Annotated in this window: 18 protein-coding genes; 14 read left to right on the top strand and 4 right to left on the bottom strand. The window is 73.5% G+C overall.

What is annotated here, in order from left to right; genetic code table 11:
- Positions 1-43 precede the first annotated feature (43 nt).
- From AB0B57_RS11485 to AB0B57_RS11495, 3 genes are read left to right on the top strand one after another with little or no spacing between them, the layout of a single operon-like run.
- Complete coding sequence (locus AB0B57_RS11485; protein ID WP_357067931.1) at positions 44-1,258, top strand: ABC transporter permease; 1,215 nt, start codon at positions 44-46, stop codon at positions 1,256-1,258.
- A gap of 53 nt (positions 1,259-1,311) precedes the next feature.
- A complete protein-coding gene (locus AB0B57_RS11490; RefSeq protein WP_030489956.1) occupies positions 1,312-1,620 on the top strand; it encodes a hypothetical protein in 309 nt (102 codons plus the stop codon).
- A gap of 53 nt (positions 1,621-1,673) precedes the next feature.
- Positions 1,674-2,177: a hypothetical protein gene (locus tag AB0B57_RS11495; RefSeq protein WP_357067934.1), complete on the top strand. Its 504-nt coding sequence runs from the start codon at positions 1,674-1,676 to the stop codon at positions 2,175-2,177.
- A 127-nt stretch (positions 2,178-2,304) separates the two neighbouring features.
- Here the strand turns inward: AB0B57_RS11495 and AB0B57_RS11500 are convergent, their stop codons facing one another.
- Positions 2,305-3,282, bottom strand: a complete 978-nt coding sequence (locus tag AB0B57_RS11500) for an ATP-binding cassette domain-containing protein (protein WP_357067936.1) — start codon at positions 3,280-3,282, stop codon at positions 2,305-2,307.
- Between the two features lie 29 nt (positions 3,283-3,311).
- Between AB0B57_RS11500 and AB0B57_RS11505 the strand changes: the two genes are divergently transcribed.
- The 4 genes from AB0B57_RS11505 (at position 3,312) to AB0B57_RS11520 (ending at position 8,005) form a co-directional block, all read left to right on the top strand.
- Positions 3,312-3,998 (top strand): ABC transporter permease, encoded by a 687-nt coding sequence (locus tag AB0B57_RS11505; protein ID WP_357067938.1) that lies wholly within the window; start codon positions 3,312-3,314, stop codon positions 3,996-3,998.
- On the top strand, positions 3,995-4,735 hold the full coding sequence (locus AB0B57_RS11510; protein ID WP_357067940.1) for an ABC transporter permease: 741 nt from the start codon (positions 3,995-3,997) through the stop codon (positions 4,733-4,735). The genes AB0B57_RS11505 and AB0B57_RS11510 overlap by 4 nt, the downstream gene beginning before the upstream one ends.
- Before the next feature lie 201 nt (positions 4,736-4,936).
- Complete coding sequence (locus tag AB0B57_RS11515) at positions 4,937-5,941, top strand: glycine betaine ABC transporter substrate-binding protein (RefSeq protein ID WP_357067942.1); 1,005 nt, start codon at positions 4,937-4,939, stop codon at positions 5,939-5,941.
- 108 nt (positions 5,942-6,049) lie between these two features.
- Entirely contained in the window at positions 6,050-8,005 is a 1,956-nt protein-coding gene (locus AB0B57_RS11520) for a hypothetical protein (RefSeq protein WP_357067944.1), read from the top strand.
- An 18-nt stretch (positions 8,006-8,023) separates the two neighbouring features.
- Here the strand turns inward: AB0B57_RS11520 and AB0B57_RS11525 are convergent, their stop codons facing one another.
- The 3 genes from AB0B57_RS11525 to AB0B57_RS11535 all read right to left on the bottom strand — a co-directional run bounded on the left by AB0B57_RS11525 (position 8,024) and on the right by AB0B57_RS11535 (position 11,562).
- Complete coding sequence (locus AB0B57_RS11525) at positions 8,024-9,211, bottom strand: NADH-quinone oxidoreductase subunit D (protein WP_357067946.1); 1,188 nt, start codon at positions 9,209-9,211, stop codon at positions 8,024-8,026.
- Entirely contained in the window at positions 9,208-10,497 is a 1,290-nt protein-coding gene (locus AB0B57_RS11530) for an SAM-dependent methyltransferase (protein WP_357067948.1), read from the bottom strand. Before AB0B57_RS11530 ends, AB0B57_RS11525 begins: the two co-directional genes overlap by 4 nt.
- A 156-nt stretch (positions 10,498-10,653) precedes the next feature.
- Positions 10,654-11,562 carry an SDR family oxidoreductase gene (locus tag AB0B57_RS11535; protein ID WP_357067950.1) on the bottom strand — a complete coding sequence of 303 codons (909 nt, stop codon included), beginning with the start codon at positions 11,560-11,562 and terminating at the stop codon, positions 10,654-10,656.
- A gap of 120 nt (positions 11,563-11,682) precedes the next feature.
- On the opposite strand from AB0B57_RS11535, the gene AB0B57_RS11540 reads away from it, so the two are divergent.
- The 7 genes from AB0B57_RS11540 (at position 11,683) to nadC (ending at position 18,391) form a co-directional block, all read left to right on the top strand.
- Positions 11,683-12,252: a TetR family transcriptional regulator gene (locus AB0B57_RS11540; RefSeq protein WP_357067952.1), complete on the top strand. Its 570-nt coding sequence runs from the start codon at positions 11,683-11,685 to the stop codon at positions 12,250-12,252.
- A 125-nt stretch (positions 12,253-12,377) separates the two neighbouring features.
- Complete coding sequence (locus AB0B57_RS11545) at positions 12,378-13,334, top strand: Rossmann-like and DUF2520 domain-containing protein (RefSeq protein ID WP_357067954.1); 957 nt, start codon at positions 12,378-12,380, stop codon at positions 13,332-13,334.
- A complete protein-coding gene (gene panC / locus AB0B57_RS11550; protein ID WP_357067956.1) occupies positions 13,331-14,179 on the top strand; it encodes a pantoate--beta-alanine ligase in 849 nt (282 codons plus the stop codon). Before AB0B57_RS11545 ends, panC begins: the two co-directional genes overlap by 4 nt.
- A 41-nt stretch (positions 14,180-14,220) precedes the next feature.
- Complete coding sequence (panD, locus tag AB0B57_RS11555) at positions 14,221-14,649, top strand: aspartate 1-decarboxylase (protein ID WP_357067958.1); 429 nt, start codon at positions 14,221-14,223, stop codon at positions 14,647-14,649.
- A gap of 98 nt (positions 14,650-14,747) precedes the next feature.
- Positions 14,748-15,644 carry a septum formation family protein gene (locus AB0B57_RS11560; protein WP_357067961.1) on the top strand — a complete coding sequence of 299 codons (897 nt, stop codon included), beginning with the start codon at positions 14,748-14,750 and terminating at the stop codon, positions 15,642-15,644.
- A 99-nt stretch (positions 15,645-15,743) separates the two neighbouring features.
- Positions 15,744-17,441 carry an L-aspartate oxidase gene (locus tag AB0B57_RS11565; RefSeq protein WP_357067963.1) on the top strand — a complete coding sequence of 566 codons (1,698 nt, stop codon included), beginning with the start codon at positions 15,744-15,746 and terminating at the stop codon, positions 17,439-17,441.
- A 53-nt stretch (positions 17,442-17,494) separates the two neighbouring features.
- On the top strand, positions 17,495-18,391 hold the full coding sequence (nadC, locus tag AB0B57_RS11570) for a carboxylating nicotinate-nucleotide diphosphorylase (protein ID WP_357067965.1): 897 nt from the start codon (positions 17,495-17,497) through the stop codon (positions 18,389-18,391).
- Positions 18,392-18,431: the final 40 nt, after the last annotated feature.

Genomic DNA, 18,431 nt, shown 5'->3' on the forward strand with positions numbered 1-18,431 from the left:
CGCGCCGGACCGGGGACGGCCGGGCCACTGGGGAGGCGGCGTCATGGGGTACGAAGAAGCGGGCCGGGAGCGCTCGGCCGAGCCCTCGTCCGGGGTGCCCGCCGCCGTTCTGGAGAACGTCTTCGACGACCCCACCCACGGTGAGCCCGGCCGGGACCGGATCGGCGTGCAGCTGGGCTGGGAGTTCGTGCTGCTGGCCGGGCTGGCCGCTCTGGGCTGGCTGCTCTGGCGGGAGGATCAGGCCGCCCTGCGCGCCGACAACCTGCGCGCGTTGCTCGTCGACGCGGTCGGGTTGGGGTTGCTCGCCCTGGCCGCCGGGCTGAGTCTGCGTACCGCGGCACCGAACCTGGCCGTCGGGCCGGTCGCGGTCGCCACCGCCCTGCACTACGCCGAGCAGGGTGACCGGGGTCTGCCGGCGTCGGTCGGCCCGGCCGTGGCGGTCGCCGCGCTGGGTGGGCTCGCGCTGGCGTTGGTCGTGGTGGTGCTGCACGTGCCGGCGTGGGCCGCCAGCCTGGCCGGCGCGGCGGGTGTGGTGGTGTTCATCGAACGCCGTTCGGCGCCCGTGCTGGTGCAGGGCGACTACGACCCGGGGCGCAGCGCCGGATACCTCTTCGCCGGCTTCGCGGCGGTGGCCGTCCTCGGCGGGCTGTTCGGCGCGATCCGGGCGATTCGCCGGCTGGTCAGCCGGTATCGGCCGGTCGCCGACCCGGCCCGTCGGCGGGGCGCCGCCGCCGCCGTGGTCGCCGGGGCCGCGCTCGTCGGCTCCACCGTGCTGGCCGCCCTCGCCGGTGTGCTGATCGCCGCCAACGACCCCGGGCCGGTGGCACCCACCTCGGGGCTGGACTGGACGGTCCTGGCGATCGGGGTGACCCTGCTCGCCGGCACCAGCGCGTACGGCCGCCGGGGCGGCGTGTTCGGCGTGGTGCTGGCGGTCAGCCTGGTCACCGTCTTTCGGGCGTACGCGCCGGAGCGGGGCTGGACGCTGAGCACCTGGGCGGTCGGCGGCGCCGTGTTGGGCGCCGGGCTGCTGGTCACCCGGCTCGTCGAGACGTTTGGTCGGCCCCGACCCGGCAGCACCGACAAACCCGAACCGGTCACCGACGGCACGATCAGCACGGGTTGGACCATGCCGCAGTCGCAGTCGGTCGACAACTGGCCTCCGACGCTGCCGACGCCGGCCGCGCCGCAACCGGTCGACCCGTGGCGGGATCCGCGCTGGGAGGACGGCCCGCGTCGGTGGGACGTCGACGAGCGGTGACCACGGTGGCGTCCGCCGAGCCGGAGCTGATCTCGACCGTTAGGCTCGGCGACATGACCGACACACCTGCCGCCGCCCCCGGCGGAACCTCGTTCGCCGAGCTTGACGCGCTGTCCACCGAGGAGCTGCGGGAGCGGGCGTTCGCCCTGGCCCGGGAGCGTCGCGACGTCAAGTTCTACTGGTCGGTGCTGCGGCACCTGCCGAACGCGGACGAGGCCACGGTGCTGGACGGCGCACCGAACTCGATCGGCCCGACCATCGACGAGGCCAACGCGCTGTGGCGGGAGCTGACCGGTCACGGTTACGAGGAGTCCGCGCCGCTGCTGCGGGCCGCCTTCATCGACTACCTGCTGAAGCACTGAGCCGCGCGGGGCAGCCCAGGTCCGCCCGAACGACAGGTTCGGGGCCTGGGCGGATGGTGTCACTCTTCCACCGCTCCGGCCCGGTCAGCCGTTACGGCACGGCGGCCGGCACCGGCGCGCTCGCCGTGTTGTTGCTTGTCGGGATCTGCGGCAGTCCGGCGTACACCGGTTGGGCCGCCGCCCAGACCGACCCGGACTCGGCCGGCGCCTTCTACCTGCGCCTGCTCGCGTGGCCGGCCTGGCGGCTCCACGCGGACGGTCAGGCCGGCGGCCTGTTCGCCGCCGACCTGCGAGCCGTGCTGCTGGTGGTCCTCGCGGTGGCCCTGCTCTACCTGCTGCCCGCCGCGCAGGTGGCCCGGGTGCCCGGCTCGGTCAGCCAGTTCCTCTCCGGCTGGGCCGCGTACGTGCTCGCCGGCGGGCTCGCCGCCGTGTTGTCGGCGCTGCTCGGCCCGGATCCGTCACTGCTGGTTGCCCTGCAGGACGCCAGCGCCGGCGCCGGCTACGGCTTCCTCACCGGCTGGATCATCGGCACCGCCAGCCTGGGCGGTCGCGCCTGAGCTGGCCCGGCGCGGTCGCGCCTGAGCTGGCCCGGCGCGGTCGCGCCTGAGCTGGCCCGGCGCGGTCGCGCCTGAGTTGGGGTGGCCGGGACCGGGCCGCCGACGCGGCAGCCCGGTCGTCGTCCGGTCAGTTCGGTGCGCGGCCCAGGTCGAGCAGGCGGTGTCGACTGAGCGCACCCACCGGTCGGCCGGCGTCGGTCACCACGAGCTGGTCCCGTCCCGAGGTGAGCAGCACCGCCAGCGCGTCGTACGCGGTGCCGTCCAGTGCCACGGTGGGCAGGTCCGCCGCGGCGTCGCCGGGTACGGGTTCCAGGTCCTCCCGGTCGAGTGGGGTCACCGCCAGCCGGCGGATGCCCCGGTCGGCCCCGACGAACTCGCGGACGAACGGGGTGGCGGGGGCGCCGAGCAGCGCGGCCGGTGTGTCGTACTGCTCCAGGTGCCCGCCCTCGGAGAGCACCGCGATCCGGTCGCCGAGCCGGACCGCCTCGTCGAGGTCGTGGGTGACCAGGACGATCGTCTTGCGGACCTCGGCCTGAAGCCGGAGGAACTCCTCCTGGAGGCGGGTCCGGACGATCGGGTCGACGGCCGAGAACGGCTCGTCCATCAGCAGCACCACCGGGTCGGCGGCGAGCGCGCGGGCCACCCCGACCCGCTGCCGCTGGCCACCGGAGAGCTCGTGCGGATAGCGGCCGCCGAACTGGGCCGGGTCCAGGCCGACCAGGTCGAGCAACTCGTCGACCCGGGCCCGGGTCTGGCGTTTGGGCCACCGGAGCAGGCCCGGCACGGTGGCCACGTTGGCCCGGACCGTCTGGTGTGGAAACAGGCCGACGTTCTGGATCACGTACCCGATGCGGCGGCGCAGGCGCACCGGGTCGGCATCCGTCACGTCCTCGTCGCCGAGCGTGATCCGGCCGGCGGACGGCTCGATCAGACGATTGATCATGCGCAGCACCGTCGACTTGCCGCAGCCGGAGGGGCCGATCAGCACCACCAGCTCGCCGGCCCGGACGTCCAGGCTGAGGTCCCGGACCGCCTCGGTGCCGTTCGGGTAGCGCTTCTGGATGCCCTGTAGGGAGATCGACGCCGCGCGAGGGGATGAGGCCACGTCGGCAGCCTCCGGGGTAACGTCCACGTATGTCCTTCCGCCTGAGCTACCGGGCCGACCCGGGTAACCCCTGGTTCTCCTGGCAGTACGTGCGGGACAACTCTGACACGATCCTTGCCGCCGTGCGTGAACACGCCACCCTCACCGGGCGGGCGGTGCTGCTCGCCGTGTTGATCGCGTTGCCGTTGTCCGTGCTGGCGTACTGGTTCCGGCCGCTCGCCGGGCCGATCCTCGCGGTCAGCGGGATCGTCTACACCATCCCGTCGTTGGCGCTCTTCGCGTTCATCGCGCCCTACCTGGGCACCGGGACGACCACCGTGCTGGTCGGGCTGGTCCTCTACGCGCTGCTGCTGATCGTGCGCAACGTGGTGGCCGGGCTCAACCAGGTGCCCCCGGAGGTCGGCGAGGCGGCCGAGGGGATGGGCTACGGCCGGTGGGGTCGGCTGTTCCGGATCGACCTGCCGTTGGCCCTTCCGGGCATCGTGACCGGCGTACGCCTGGCGACCGTCTCGACCGTGGCGTTGGTCACAGTCGGCGTCCTGGTCGGGCACGGCGGCCTCGGGCAGTTGATCTTCGCGGGCTTCCAGAACAACCTCTACAAGGCCGAGATCATGACCGCCGCGCTGCTCTGCGTGGCGCTCGCGCTCGTGCTCGACCTCCTGCTCGTCCTGGTCGCCCGGCTGGTGACCCCCTGGTCCGCCCGGAGGGCACGGTGACCGTCGCGGAAAATCCGATCGGCCAGGGGATCACCTGGATCAACGACCCACTCAACTGGACCAACCCCGGCGGCATGCTGGACCGGCTCGGTGAGCACCTGACCATCTCGGCCCTGGCGGTGGCGCTCGGCTGCCTGGTGGCGTGGCCGCTGGGGCTCTGGCTGGGGCACCTCGGCCGGGGCGGTGGCCTGGTGGTGCTGGTGTCCAACGCCACCCTGGCCATCCCCACCCTGGCGCTGCTCACCATCCTGCCGGTGGCCTTCGCCAGCGGCTTCGGGCGGACGCCGGTCGTGGTGGCGCTTGCCGTCTTCGCCGTGCCGCCGCTGCTGGCCAACGCGTACACCGGGGTGCGGCAGGTGGACCCGGAGGCCCGCGACGCGGCCCGGGGGATGGGCCTGTCCGGCGGGCAGTTGCTGCGCCGCGTCGAGTTGCCGCTCGCGGTGCCCTACCTGGCCGCCGGTTTCCGGACCGCCGCGGTGCAGGTGATCGCGACCGCCGCGCTGGCCTCGTTCGTCAACGGCGGCGGCCTGGGTCAGATCATCCGGACCGGCTTCGGCATCGGTATCGCGGCCGGCGGCGGGCAGATCGTCGCCGGCGGTGTGCTGGTGGCGGGTCTGGCGCTGCTGGCCGAGGTGATTCTCGGCGGGGTCGAACGCCTGGTCACCCCGCGTCCGCTGCGGCGCGGGCGGCAGCGGCTGGGGCGGCCCCGAGCCGCGGACGCCACCGGGCGCGCCTGACCCGTCCGGGTGAGCCCCGCGTCAAGCCGGCCACCGACGCTGGTCCGATCGGTGACGATGAGGTGACGAAGTCCATCCCAGGTTGTCGGTCGGTTGCGGAGCATGTTGGGTGGACATTCGCGGGCGACCGACAGTCAGGATCGCCCGTCGGACACGCGGCCGGCCCGGGACGGGCCGCGCCGGGACACGGAAGGCGGGCACATGCGCGCACGTACACGTCTGGCGATCGGCGCCATCGGCGCCGTCGCCGGGGCAGCACTTCTCACCGGTTGCGGTGACGCCGGCTCGTCCGGCACCGACGCACCCCAGCAGAGCGCCTCCGGCGCCGGGTGCGCCCCGGTCGCCGGCAAGCAGCTCATCGCTCTGCAGGACGACAAGAAGCTCCAGAACTCCGACAACGTCATTCCCGCGGTCAACAGCAAGGCGGCCAACCCGCAGCTGATCGCCGCACTGGACAAGGTCTCCGCGTCCCTCGACACCCCGAAGCTGATCCAGCTCAACAAGGCCGTCAACGAGGACCGCAAGACCGCCAAGGTGGCGGCCGAGGAGTTCGCCAGCGCCAACAACGTCACCGCGGGCATCGCCAAGGGGTCGGGCGGCGACATCGTGGTGGGTGCCGCCAACTTCGCCGAGAGTCAGATCCTGGGCGAGCTGTACCGGATCGCGCTCACCGCCGCCGGCTACCAGGTCAAGGTGCAGCAGATCGGCAACCGCGAGCTGTACGAGCCGGCGCTGGTGAAGGGCGAGATCCAGGTCGTCCCGGAGTACGCGGCGACGATGGCCGAGTTCCTCAACACCAAGGCCAAGGGCGGCACCCCTCCGCCGATCTCCTCGCCCGACATCAACACCACGGTGACCGCGCTCAAGGCCGAGGGCGACAAGGCGGGCATCACCTTCGGCGCCCCGGCCGCCGCACAGGACCAGAACGCCTTCGCCGTCACCCAGGCCTTCGCCGACAAGTACGGCGTGCGGACCCTCTCCGAGCTCGCCGCGAAGTGCTCGGGCAGCGCGACGAAGTTGGGCGGCCCGCCGGAGTGCGAGCAGCGTCCGTTCTGCAAGCCGGGTCTGGAGAAGACGTACGGGCTGAAGGTCGGCTCGTTCTCCTCACTGGACCAGGGCGGGCCGCTGACCAAGAGCGGTCTGCGTGACGGCTCGATCAGCGTGGGCCTGATCTTCTCCTCGGACGGCGCGTTCGCCACCAGCTGAGCCGTCGCCGGGCGTGCCGCGGACGCCCCCGCCCCGACCGGGCGGGGGCGTCCGCGCGTCCGGGGACCCCGTTCCCTCCGGCGAACCTCGTCGGTAGGCTGCACATCCATGCCAGCCCCGGTCACCTCTGACACCCGGCGTCGACCATCGCTGCTGACCGTGCTCTTCTGGGCGGGGGTGGCTCTCGCGCCGGTGGCGGCGCTGATCCTGCTGGTCGCCGACGGCAACGGCCCGCTGCGCTTCGCCGCGGTGCTCGCCATCGTCTCCGTGGTGCTGATCGGCCTCTCCATCGCGCTGCGGGCCGACGATGCCGGTGCCTCGGCCCGGGCCGACGAGCTGCAGGATGAGATCGAGGAGCTGCGTACCCAGATCGCGACCGCCGCTCAGCGCGGTAGCCAGGCCCTCGACCAGGCGCACCGGGCACAGGAGGGGATCGCCGCGGTCCGCCGCCGTCTCGACGCCAGCGGTGCCACTCTCGCCGGTGCCGCACCCGTCGCTGCCGCCGCCGCTCCGGTGGCGGAGCCGGCGGGTGCCGGCCGGGCGCGGGTGCCGAGTGTCGAGCCGCCGGGGGACAACGCGCCGGTGGCCCGTAGCCGCGTTTCGGTGCCGGAGGACGCACCGCCGGGCCGCGCCCGGGTGTCCGGCCCGGACGACGCGTCCCGGTGGGGTCAGCCCGCACCTCCGGACGACGGGCCGGCCCACCCACGGGAGGCCGCCGAGCCGCGGGCGACGGCGGGGACGTACGGCGCGCAACGGCCGGCCGACGCCACGTACGGCTCAGCCCGCCGCCAGGAACACGACCGCCCCGAGCCGGCGCACCGACCCCTCGGCGTGGTCCGGCACACCGAAACCGTGCACGTCACCACCCGGCACACGGTGGTGGACGGCGGGCCCGCCGAGCCAGGTGGGCACTACGGGGCCGAGCCGGGTGGACGCTACGGCGCCGAGCCGGGTGGACGCTACGGCGCCGAGCCGGGTGGGCACTACGGCGGCGAACATTCGGGCCGGTGGACCCCGCCGGCGCAGGAGTGGACCCGGGGTGGTGGCGTGGATGAGCGTGCCCGCGCGGCCGGCCGGCCGGCGGGCGAGCCGGGGGAGCGCCCCCGAGCCGGGTACGGCGACGACCGGGCTCGCCCCGGTGACAACCGGGTGCGAGGGCCGCAGCCCTCGGCCGGTGGCGAGCCCGAGTGGAGCGGCGCGCGGGAAGCGTCGGGTTGGGGCCCGGACCGGAACGAGTCGGACCCGGACGGGCACGAGCCGGGCTGGACGGGTCGCCGCGACGAGCCGGAGTGGACCGACTCTCGCGACACGTACGACGAGCCCGGCCCGGCCGCCAGGCCGCACCAGGCGCCGCAGAGGCCGACCTCGGGCTCCTGGGACAACCCGGACGATCGCGGTTGGTCGGAGCGGCGCGACCGGGCGAGCGCTGCCGCTCCGCAGCCCGGGCCGGCCCTGCGGGCCGACGACACGGGCGAGTACTGGTCGCAGTTGCGGGCCGGTGACCGGTGGGCCGCGGTCCGTGACGACGAGGACGGCCACGAGCTGCGGGTCGGCGAACGCCGGGCCGAGGTGCGCACCGACGCCACCGGCACCGAGTACCGGATGGCCGACCGCTGGGCCGCCGTCCGGCGCGAGGAGCCGCGTCGGCGCGAGGAGCCGCGTCGGCGCGAGGAGCCCCGTCGTCATGAGGAGCCCCGTGGGCATGACGAGCCGCGTGGGCACGAGGAGCCGCGCCGGCACGAGGAGCCGCGCCGGCACGAGGAGCCGCGCCGGCACGAGGAGCCGCGCCGGCACGAGCAGCGCGAGTCGTACCAGCGGGACGAGCCGGCGCGTCGGCACGATCGCGACGGTGGCCGGCGGGCCGAGCCGGCGGGCCGGCCGGCGCTACCGGTGGGCGGGGTGCCGGTGCCGGACGAGTGGCGTCCTCCGCACCAGCGCGGCCACCAGGCGGAACCCGCTCCCGAGCGGACCGGCCGACGCCGGGTCGACGAGCGCTACGGCTATCCGCCGCAGGACGACGTGCCGCGGGCCGGCGGCACCCCGCCCGCGGAGCGCTGGCGCTGACACCTCAGACGGCCCGGCTCACTTGTCGATGTCGCCGACCACGAAGAACATCGAACCGAGGATGGCGATCAGATCCGGCACCAGGCAGCCGGGAAGCAGGGTGGCCAGCGCCTGCACGTTCGCGTACGAGGCGGTGCGCAACTTCAACCGCCACGGCGTCTTCTCACCCCGCGACACCAGGTAGTAGCCGTTGATGCCGAGCGGGTTCTCCGTCCACGCGTAGGTGTGCCCCTCCGGCGCCTTGAGCACCTTCGGCAGCCGGGTGTTGATCGGCCCGGTCAGCCGGTCCACCCGGTCCAGGCACTGCTCGGCGAGGTCCAGCGACGCGTACACCTGGTCCAGCAGCACCTCGAAGCGCGCGTGGCAGTCCCCGGCGGTCTTCGTCACCACCGGCACGTCCAGCTCGTCGTAGGCCAGGTAGGGGTCGTCGCGGCGCAGGTCCAGGTCGAGCCCGGAGGCGCGGGCCACCGGCCCGGACGCGCCGAACGCGGCAGCGTCGGCGGCGGACAGCACGCCCACGCCCACCGTCCGGGCCAGGAAGATCTCGTTGCGCCGGATCAGGTGGTCCAGGTCGGGCAACCGCCGACGTACCTCACCGATCGCCGCGCGCGCCCGGCCGGTCCACCCGTACGGCACCTCCTCCTTGAGGCCACCCACCCGGTTGAACATGTAGTGGATCCGGCCGCCGGAGACTTCCTCCATGACCGCCTGGATCGTCTCCCGCTCCCGGAAGGCGTAGAAGATCGGTGTGATCGCCCCGATCTCCAACGGGTACGAGCCGAGGAACATCAGGTGGTTGAGCACCCGGTTCAGCTCCGCGAGGGCCATCCGCAGCCAGGTGGCCCGCTCCGGCACCTCCATGCCCATCAGGCGTTCCACCGCGAGCACCACACCCAGCTCGTTGGAGAACGCCGAGAGCCAGTCGTGCCGGTTGGCCAGCACGATGATCTGCCGGTAGTCGCGTACCTCGAAGAGCTTCTCCGCACCCCGGTGCATGTAACCGATGATCGGTTCGCAGGCGACCACCCGTTCGCCGTCGAGCACCAGCTTGAGCCGCAGCACACCGTGCGTGGAGGGGTGCTGCGGGCCGATGTTCAGCACCATGTCGGTGCCGAGCTGCTGATCGCCGGTGCCGGCGATCAGCCCGGCCCCGGTGCCGACGGTCAGTTCACGAAGGTCCCCGGCGTCGGTGGTCATGCCCGTCATCGTGCCACGGACGGGTCGAGCGGGATGCCGACCGGTTGGCGCAGCCACAGGTGCCCGCCGAGCCCGGCCGGGTCGGTCAGCTCGGCCACCGCCGACGCGGCGGCCAACGCCCGCACGTACCCCGCCGGGTCGGTGCCGGCCATGCTCAGCGGCGGTCGGCCGCCGTCGGCCCCGAGCGCCCGCAGCGCCTCGGCCTGCGAGACCAGGGAGTACGCACACCGGGCGACCGCCGCACCGGCGGAGGCGACCGAGTCCATGGCGACGTGCGCGGTCACGTCACTCGACCCGTCCGGCACCGGAGGCACCTGCCGCCCAGCGCGGTAACCGGTCAACGTCCCGTACACCGGCCGTGCCTCGCTCACGTGCCCGTAGTCGACGGCCAGCGCCAGACCCCGGCTGATCTTCCGGACCGCGTTGGCCCAGGCCTCATCCCTGCTTCGGCCGATCTCGGCTCGTGGGTAGTCGCTGTGGGGGGTTTCGGGGCAGCCCGGCCGGCTCCGGGCGGTCAGGCTTGATCCCTGCGCCGGCCGGGCTGCCCGGAAACCCGACTCGCTTCCGCTGGTCGGGTCTGTCCCGGCCATCCCCCGACTCGGGTCACTGTCCGTGCTGGGCGGGCTCGCGGGGTGCAGCCACCACCTCGTCAGCCACTCGAGATCGGCGGGACTGACCGGGTCACCGACCGTCTCTGTGCCGCTCTCGGGGTCGACCAGCAGATATCGCCAGCCGTCCTCGGTGTGTACCGCTATGTCCAGCGGGACGTTGTCCAACCACTCGGTGGCCAGCAGTACTCCGGTGATCTTGGTTGGGATCTCGGCTGTCCAGTCGATCTCTTTGGGCAGGTTCTCCGGGCGGTCGGCGTACTCGACTGCTGTGAAGCGGACCCGCTCCGCAAGCGACGGACGGACGGTGACCGACGACGGCTCGTCCGGCGACCGACGGGCGGACGCCGGGGGAGTCGGGGTTTCCGGGGAGCCCGCCCGCGCAGGGATCAAGCCTGATCGCCCGGAGCGGGTGGGCGCCCCGGAAACCCCCACCGCAACCCCGACGGACGCCAGCAGGCGTTGCAGCAGCTCCCCCCGCCCGGCACCCACGTCGACCACGTCGAACCGTGGCGGATGGCCGAGGGCCGAGTCCACGTTTTCGAGAAGCCGTAGCAGGGCGGTGGCGAACGCCGGTGCGGCGTGCACGCTGGTGCGGAAGTGGTCGGCCGGCCCGGTGCCGGCGACGAAGAAGCCACCCGGCCCGTAGAGGGCTCTGCTCATGGCGTCCCGCCAGGTGATCGACATCCACCCACTCCGATTCCGGCCCACGTCACGATCATCCGCGCCGTCCCGCTCGGCAGCGGAGGGGCGCGCGGTGATCAGTTGCTGAAAAGTAGGTCAGGAAAGCTCCCCGCACCTACTTTTCATCATTTGATCAAGGTGGGCTCCCCGGAACTTTGTTCAGGCCTGGAAGTAGTGCCCTTCGTCCAGGTCCGCGATCAGGCCGGGGCGGACAGGGGACCAGCCCAGCAGCTCGCGTGTGAGCGCGGATGACGTCGGGTTGTCCATCTGCGCGAACGACCCGAGGAAGCCGAAGAAGTTGTCTGCCTCGTCGGGGCTGGTGCTTCGGACCGGGATGTCCAGGTTGCGCCCGATGGCGGTGGCGATCTGCCGGAAGGAGACTCCTTCGTCGGCGGCTGCATGCAGGCGTGCACCGGCCGGGGCCTTTTCCAGGGCGAGCCGGTAGAGCTCGGCCGCGTCGAGCGTGTGCACGGCCGGCCACCGGTTGGTGCCCTCGCCGACGTATGCGGCGTACCCGTTCTGCCGGGCGGCAGCGATGATGGCGGTGATGAAGCCGTAGTGGTCGAGCGTGCTGTGCACGGTGGGCGCGAGCCGGACGATGGAGGAGCGCACACCGCGGGCGGCGAGGTCGACTACGAAGTTCTCCGCGTCGATCCGGTAGCCGCTCGGGAAGGCGTCGCGCTCGGTGCCGGGGCGACCGACGATGCCGCCCATCGCGAGCATGGCTGTCCCGCTGGTGCCGACCAGGGGTTTGCCGGAGCCGTCCAGGCCGTCGGCGAGTGCCCCGAGGGCGGCCAGGTCGGTTTCGGCTGCGTCGGCCATGTCGCCGTTGATCATGAGGTCGTGGCGGAACGCCAGGTGGATCACCCCGTCGGAGGCGGCGGCTTCCTGGCGAAGCACGTCGAGGTCGGACAGGTCGCCGCGGCGTACCTCAGCGCCGAGCTTCTCGATCGCGGCGGCGGACGTGTCGGAGCGGGCCAGGCCGACGACGTCATGTCCGGCTGAGAGCAGTGCCGGCACGACTGCGGAGCCGAGGTGGCCGGAGGCGCCGGTGACGAATACGCGCATGGCAGTTCCTTTGTGAGATGGTCATGTCGCCTTGTGACATCACCGTACTCCACGATGTCGCGATGTGACATGGCTCGGCCGGAAAGAATGTCGCAACGTGACATCGGATACCATCGGCGGATGGCCCGCTGGCAACCGGACGCGCGCGGCCGCCTGGAGGCGGCTGCCTTCGAGCTGTTCCGCGAGCGCGGCTTCGAACAGACGACGGTCGCCGACATCGCCGCCCGCGCGGGCCTCGACAAGCGCACCTTCTACCGGCTCTTCGGCGACAAGCGCGAGGCGCTCTTCAGCGGCGGCGAGCAGCTGGAGGAGGTTCTGGTCAAGGCGGTGGCCGAGACGGACGCCGGGCCGTTCGAGGCGGTCGTCGCCGCCTTCCGCCGGGTGGCGGAGCAGATCTTCACCGATCGCATCGAGCTGGTCCGGATGCGCCAGTCGATCATTGCCGGTAGTCCCGAGTTGCAGGAGCGTGAGCTGCGCAAGACGAGCTCGCTGACGGCCGCGGTCGCCGCCGCTCTGCGTGCCAAGGGCCTCAGCGAGACGACCGCCGCCCTGGCGACCGAGTCCGGTGTGCTGGTCTTCCGGGTGGCGCTCGCCCGCTGGGTCGCACCCGAGAGCGATGGCGGCTCGCTCGCCGACCTGATCGCCGAGGTGGCCACCGAGCTACGCACGCTCACGACGGCCCCGGCCTGAGCCCGACCGGTCACCACCGGGCCCTTCTTCGGTGGTGAACGTTTTCACACTCCTGTTTCGGCCCCGTGACGCGGGCGCATACTTGCGATCGACCGGTACCCCTTCTCGAGGACTGGATCGTCGTCATGAGCGCACCGCTGCGCCCGCGTCCGGCCGCCCTGTCCGGGCCCGCCGCTCCCGGCACCCCTCCCACCTCCCGTCTGCTCACCGTCGGTGTCGTTGGCGCCGGCCGGGTCGGAGCCGTCCTGGGTGCCGCACTCGTCGCCGCCGGGCACCGGGTGGTCGCCGTCACCGGCGACTCCGGGGCCAGCCGGGCCCGCCTCGCCCTGCTGCTGCCCGAGGTGCCCCGCCGCCCGGCCGCCGCCGTCGCCCACGCCGCCGCCGACCTGCTGCTGATCGCGGTGCCGGACGACTCGTTGGCCGGTGTGGTGGCCGACCTCGCCGAGCGGGGCGCGCTGCGTCCGGGCCAGATCGTCGCGCACACCTCGGGCGCGCACGGCCTGGCCGTGCTGTCGCCGGCCGCCGCGGTCGGCGCCCGCCCGCTCGCCCTGCACCCCGCCATGACCTTCACCGGTACGCCGGACGACCTGGCCCGGCTGGGCGGCATCTCGTACGGGGTGACCGCCCCGGCGGAGCTGCGTCCCCTCGCCGCCCGGTTGGTCGCCGACCTGGGTGGCGTGCCCGAATGGGTGGCCGAGTCGGACCGCCCGCTGTACCACGCCGCGCTGGCCCACGGCGCGAACCACCTGGTGACCCTGGTGAACGAGGCGACCGACCGGCTGCGCGACGCCGGGGTGGCCCGACCGGAGAAGGTGCTGGCCCCGCTGCTGCGAGCCGCCCTGGAAAATGCGCTGCGGCTCGGTGACGACGCGTTGACCGGCCCGGTCTCCCGGGGCGACGCGGGCACCGTCCAGCGGCACCTGGCCCGGTTGGCCGCCACCGCTCCGGAGTCCGTCCCCGCCTATCTCGCCCTGGCCCGGCGTACCGCCGACCGGGCGATCGCCGCCGGCCGACTGCGGCCGGTGGACGCGCAGTCGCTGCTCGGCGTGCTCGCCGACACTGCCCGGGAGGTGGCCGCATGACACAGCTCGTACACTCGCGCGCCGAGCTGGCCGAGGCCCGGGCCGGGCTGAAGGGCACGGTCGGCGTGGTGATGACGATGGGCGCGCTGCACTCCGGGCACGAGACGTTGCTGCGCGCGGCCCGGGAACAGGCCGACCACGTGCTGGTGACGATCTTCGTGAACCCGTTGCAGTTCGGGCCGAACGAGGACTTCGACCGTTACCCGCGCACCCTCGACGCCGACCTGGAGGTGTGCCGGCGGGCGGGGGCGGACCTCGTCTTCGCCCCGTCGGTGGCGGACATGTACCCGGACGGTCAGCCCCGCGTACGCCTCGACCCGGGCCCGCTCGGTGCGGAGTTGGAGGGCGCGAGCCGCCCCGGCTTCTTCCACGGGGTGCTCACCGTGGTGCTGAAGCTGCTCCAGCTCACCCGACCGGACCTGACGTTCTTCGGCGAGAAGGACTACCAGCAGCTCACCCTGGTCCGGCGGATGACCCGGGACCTGGACGTGCCGGTCGAGGTGGTCGGCGTGCCGACCGTCCGGGAGCCGGACGGGTTGGCGCTGTCCAGCCGTAACCGCTACCTGAGCGAGTCGGAGCGGGCCGCCGCGCTGAGCCTGTCCGCCGCGTTGCGGGCCGGTGCCCGGGCCGCCGAGGACGGCCTGGACGCGGGCGCGGTGCTGACCGCCGCGCACACCGCGTTCGGCGCAGGTACGCCGGGAGCACGCCTCGACTACCTGGTGCTCACCGATCCCGAGCTGGAGCCGGGGCCGGTCAGCGGGCCGGCGCGGCTGGTGATCGCCGCCTGGGTGGGCGCCACCCGCCTGATCGACAACGCGGCCGTCCACCTCGCCCCGCGCGCCTGACCCGGCCGCCACCCTCCACCAATCCGCGAAAGGCCACCCCGATGTTCCGGACCATGCTCAAGTCGAAGATCCACCGAGCCACCGTGACTCAGGCCGACCTGCACTACGTCGGTTCCGTGACAGTGGACGAGGATCTGCTCGACGCCGCCGACCTGCTCCCCGGCGAGCAGGTGGCGATCGTGGACATCACCAACGGTGCCCGGCTGGAGACGTACGTGATCCCCGGCGTGCGGGGCAGCGGCGTGATCGGCATCAACGGTGCCGCCGCGCACCTGGTGCACCCCGGTGACCTGGTCATTCTGATCTCGTACGGCCAGATGGACGACGCCGAGGCCCGGTCGTACCGGCCACTTGTGGTGCACGTGAACGCCGACAACCGGGTGATCGAGTTGGGCGGGGACCCGGCCGGTGTGGCACCCGGCATGGCCGGCGACCCGGTGCCCAGTCCGTTCGCCGTGTCCGGAGTCTGATCGCGCGCGACGCAATTCCGGTCTGTCACCGGAAGGTCATTACCGGTTACCCTTGGCGCGCTGGCGGAAGCCGGTCGGTGGCTGGGGGAGGCCGCTATATGCGCAGTGCCACGACGACCCTGTTCGCCGCTGCCGTGACGGCAGTGCTGCTGGTGGGCTGTGCCGGGTCCGGCGGCCTGGACGGTGACCTGACCGACGACTGGGCGGCGCTGCCGCAGGCGTCGGCGTTCACCCCGGCCGCCGGCGTCTGTCAGGCCGCCGACTTCACCGATGTGGTCACCCTCGCCGCCTACGAGCCGGTGGACTGCGCCGGCCCGCACCGGGTGGAGACCGTGCATGTGGGGGCGTTTCCGGTCGAGCGGGCGAGCGCCCCGGCGGGTGGCTCGGCGGAGCTGCGGGGCGCGTTCACCGAGTGCGACACCCGGGCGACGGGGTACGTGGGCGACGACTGGCGGGCCGGCCGACTGCGGTTGTCGGTGGCGCTGCCCTCCGGGCCGGGCTGGACGGCCGGTTCCCGTTGGTTCCGGTGCGACCTCACCGAGCTGACCACCGTCGAGTCCGCGGCCACCGTGGTGGTCCGGTCGGGCAGCCTGCGGGACGCGTTGAAGGGGGCCGCTGGGCTGCGGCTCGGTTGCCAGCAGACCCGCACGGGGGCCGGTGCGGGCGTGCAGACACTGGTCCCGGTGGAGTGCGCGCAACAGCACGACGCCGAGTTCGTCGGGGTGTGGCGCGCGCCGGACATGGCGTACCCGACCAGGGGCGCCGACTGGGCGCGGCTCTACACCGGCTGTCGCAGCATCCTCGGCCGGTACGTGGGCGTGCCGGACGACGCCAAGCTGCGTTTGCGCAGCGGTGTGGTGGCCCGCCCACCGGGTGCGGGGCGCTGGCGGGTCGGCGACCGGGGTGTCCGCTGCTACCTCTGGCTCAGCGACCGTATGGTGACCGCCTCGCTGAAGGGCGCGGGCCCGGCTGGTCTTCCCATCCGGACGAAGTGACAATGGCCAGCCGGCCGGCACGACGCCGGACGGGGTAGCCCAGAACACTCGTCCCGCCCCCGCCGCCCCGAGCGAGGATGGTTCGGGTTGACTGAGGGGATGGACGTTCCGACCGTCGACCTGCCGACCCTGCCCGCGTTGTTGGCCGCGCCCGCGCCCGGCTGGGTGGAGACCACCGACGTGATCGTGGTGGGTTCCGGGGTGGCCGGGTTGACCGCCGCACTGCACCTGCGTGAGGCGGGCCTGCACGTCACGGTGGTCACCAAGGTCAACATCGACGACGGCTCGACGCGCTGGGCGCAGGGCGGCATCGCCGCCGTGCTCGACCCCACCGACACCCCGGCGGCACATGCCCGCGACACCGAGATCGCCGGAGTCGGGCTCTGCGACCCGGCGGCGGTCCGGGTGCTCGTCGAGGAGGGCCCGACCCGGCTGCGGGAGCTGATGCGCGTCGGTGCCGAGTTCGATCGCCATCCGGACGGCTCCCTGATGCTGACCCGCGAGGGCGGGCACCGGGCGGACCGGATCGTGCACGCGGGCGGTGACGCCACCGGCGCGGAGGTGCAGCGGGCCCTGCACGCCGCGGTGCAACGCGACCCGTGGATCCGCCTGGTCGAGCACGCCCTGGTCCTGGACCTGCTGCGCGCGCCCGGCGACGGCCCGGACGGGCTCGGCCCGGCCTGCGGCATCACCCTGCACGTGCTCGGCGAGGGCAGCGAGGACGGCGTCGGCGCACTGCTGGCCCGTGCGGTGGTGCTCGCCACCGGCGGAATGGGCCAGGTCTTCGCGGCCACCACCAACCCGGCCGTCTCCACCGGCGACGGGGTGGCGCTGGCGCTGCGGGCCGGCGCGGCGGTGACCGACGTGGAGTTCGTCCAGTTCCATCCGACCGCCCTGATCACCCCGCCCGGCGCGGGAGTGCCCGGCGCCGGGCACGCGCAGCAGCCGCTGGTCTCCGAGGCGCTGCGCGGCGAGGGCGCCTACCTGGTGGACGCCGACGGCAAGCGGTTCATGGTGGGCCAGCACGAGCTGGCCGAGCTGGCCCCCCGGGACGTGGTGGCCAAGGGCATCCACCGGGTGTTGCTGGCCACCGGCGCGGACCACGTCTACCTCGACGCACGGCACCTGGGCGGCGATTTCCTGGCCGGCCGGTTCCCCACGATCGTGGCGTCCTGCCTGGCGATCGGCGTGGACCCGGCGACCGACCTGATCCCGGTGGCACCGGCCGCCCACTACGCCTCCGGCGGCGTCCGCACCGATCTGCGCGGCCGCACCTCGATCCCCGGCCTGTACGCCTGCGGCGAGGTGGCCTGCACGGGTGTGCACGGCGCGAACCGGCTGGCCAGCAACTCGCTGCTGGAGGGCCTGGTCTTCTCCCGGCGGATCGCCGAGGACATCGCGGCCGGCCTGCCCGAGCAGGCGCAGCCGGCGGACACCGGTGCCTGGCGTGGGGGCGCGGGCTGGGTGCTGCCCGCGGCGGCGACGCCGACCCTGCAACGGGCGATGAGCCGGGGCGCCGGGGTGCTCCGATCCGCGGCGACGCTGGCCGAGACGGCCGGGACACTGCGGGAGTTGGGCGCCGCCCGGGGGCGGCCCCGGACCGCCGACTGGGAGGCGACGAACCTGCTCACCGTGGCGTCGACGCTTGTCGCCGCCGCGTACGCGCGGGGTGAGACCCGGGGTTGCCACTGGCGGGAGGACTTCCCGACGGCCGACGAGCGGTGGCTGGGCCACCTGGTCGGGTCGGTCGGGGCAGGAGGTCGGGTGGGCCAACAGTGGGAGGGGAACTCACAGTGAGCGCGAGGAGTGAGCCGGTTTTGCGAGCCCCGCAGTCGCGAACGGGGACGGCATTGACGGGGTCGACAGAGGCGGCGTTGCGGGCGGCCGGGCTGGATCCGGTACAGGTGCGGCAGGTGATCGAGACCGCGCTGGTCGAGGACCTGGGCCCGGACTTCCTGGACGTCACGAGTGTGGCCACCATTCCGGCGGAGCAGACCGACACCGCCGACCTGGTGGCCCGCGCGGATGGTGTGCTGGCCGGGACGGCCGTGGCCGCCGCCGTGTTCGAGCTGGTGGGGGAGGTGACCGGCTTCGGTCGTACCGTCGAGGTGTCGGTGTCGGCCCGCGACGGCGAGCGGGTGGCCCGCGGCGACGTGCTGGCGACGGTGACCGGCCCGACCCGGCTGCTGCTGACGGCCGAGCGGACGGCGCTCAACCTGCTCTGCCGGATGTCCGGGGTGGCCACCCACACCCGGGCCTGGGCCGACGCCCTGGCCGGCACGAAGGCGATGGTGCTGGACACCCGCAAGACGACGCCGGGCCTGCGGGCGCTGGAGAAGTACGCGGTGCGCGCCGGCGGGGGCACCAACAAGCGGATGGGCCTCTACGACGTGGCCATGATCAAGGACAACCACAAGTTGGCGGCCGGCGGCATCACACCGGCCTACCGGCGGGTCCGGGAGGCGTTCCCGGAGGTGCCGGTGCAGGTCGAGGTGACAACCGTCGACGAGGCGGTGGAGGCGGTCGAGGCCGGTGCGGACTTCCTGCTCTGCGACAACATGACGCCGGAGGTGCTGGCCGAGGCGGTGGCCGCGGTGGGTGACCGGGCCGAGCTGGAGGCGACCGGCGGGCTGACCCTGGAGGTGGCCGGGCGGTACGCGGCCACCGGCGTCGACTTCCTCTCGGTGGGTGCGTTGACCCACTCGTCGCCGATCCTGGACATCGCGCTGGACCTGCGCACCGGGTAGAGCCCGGTCGAGCCGGGCGGCCAGTGGCCTGGACGCACGC

Source organism: Micromonospora sp. NPDC049101, assembly GCF_040648675.1.
Lineage (GTDB): Bacteria > Actinomycetota > Actinomycetes > Mycobacteriales > Micromonosporaceae > Micromonospora.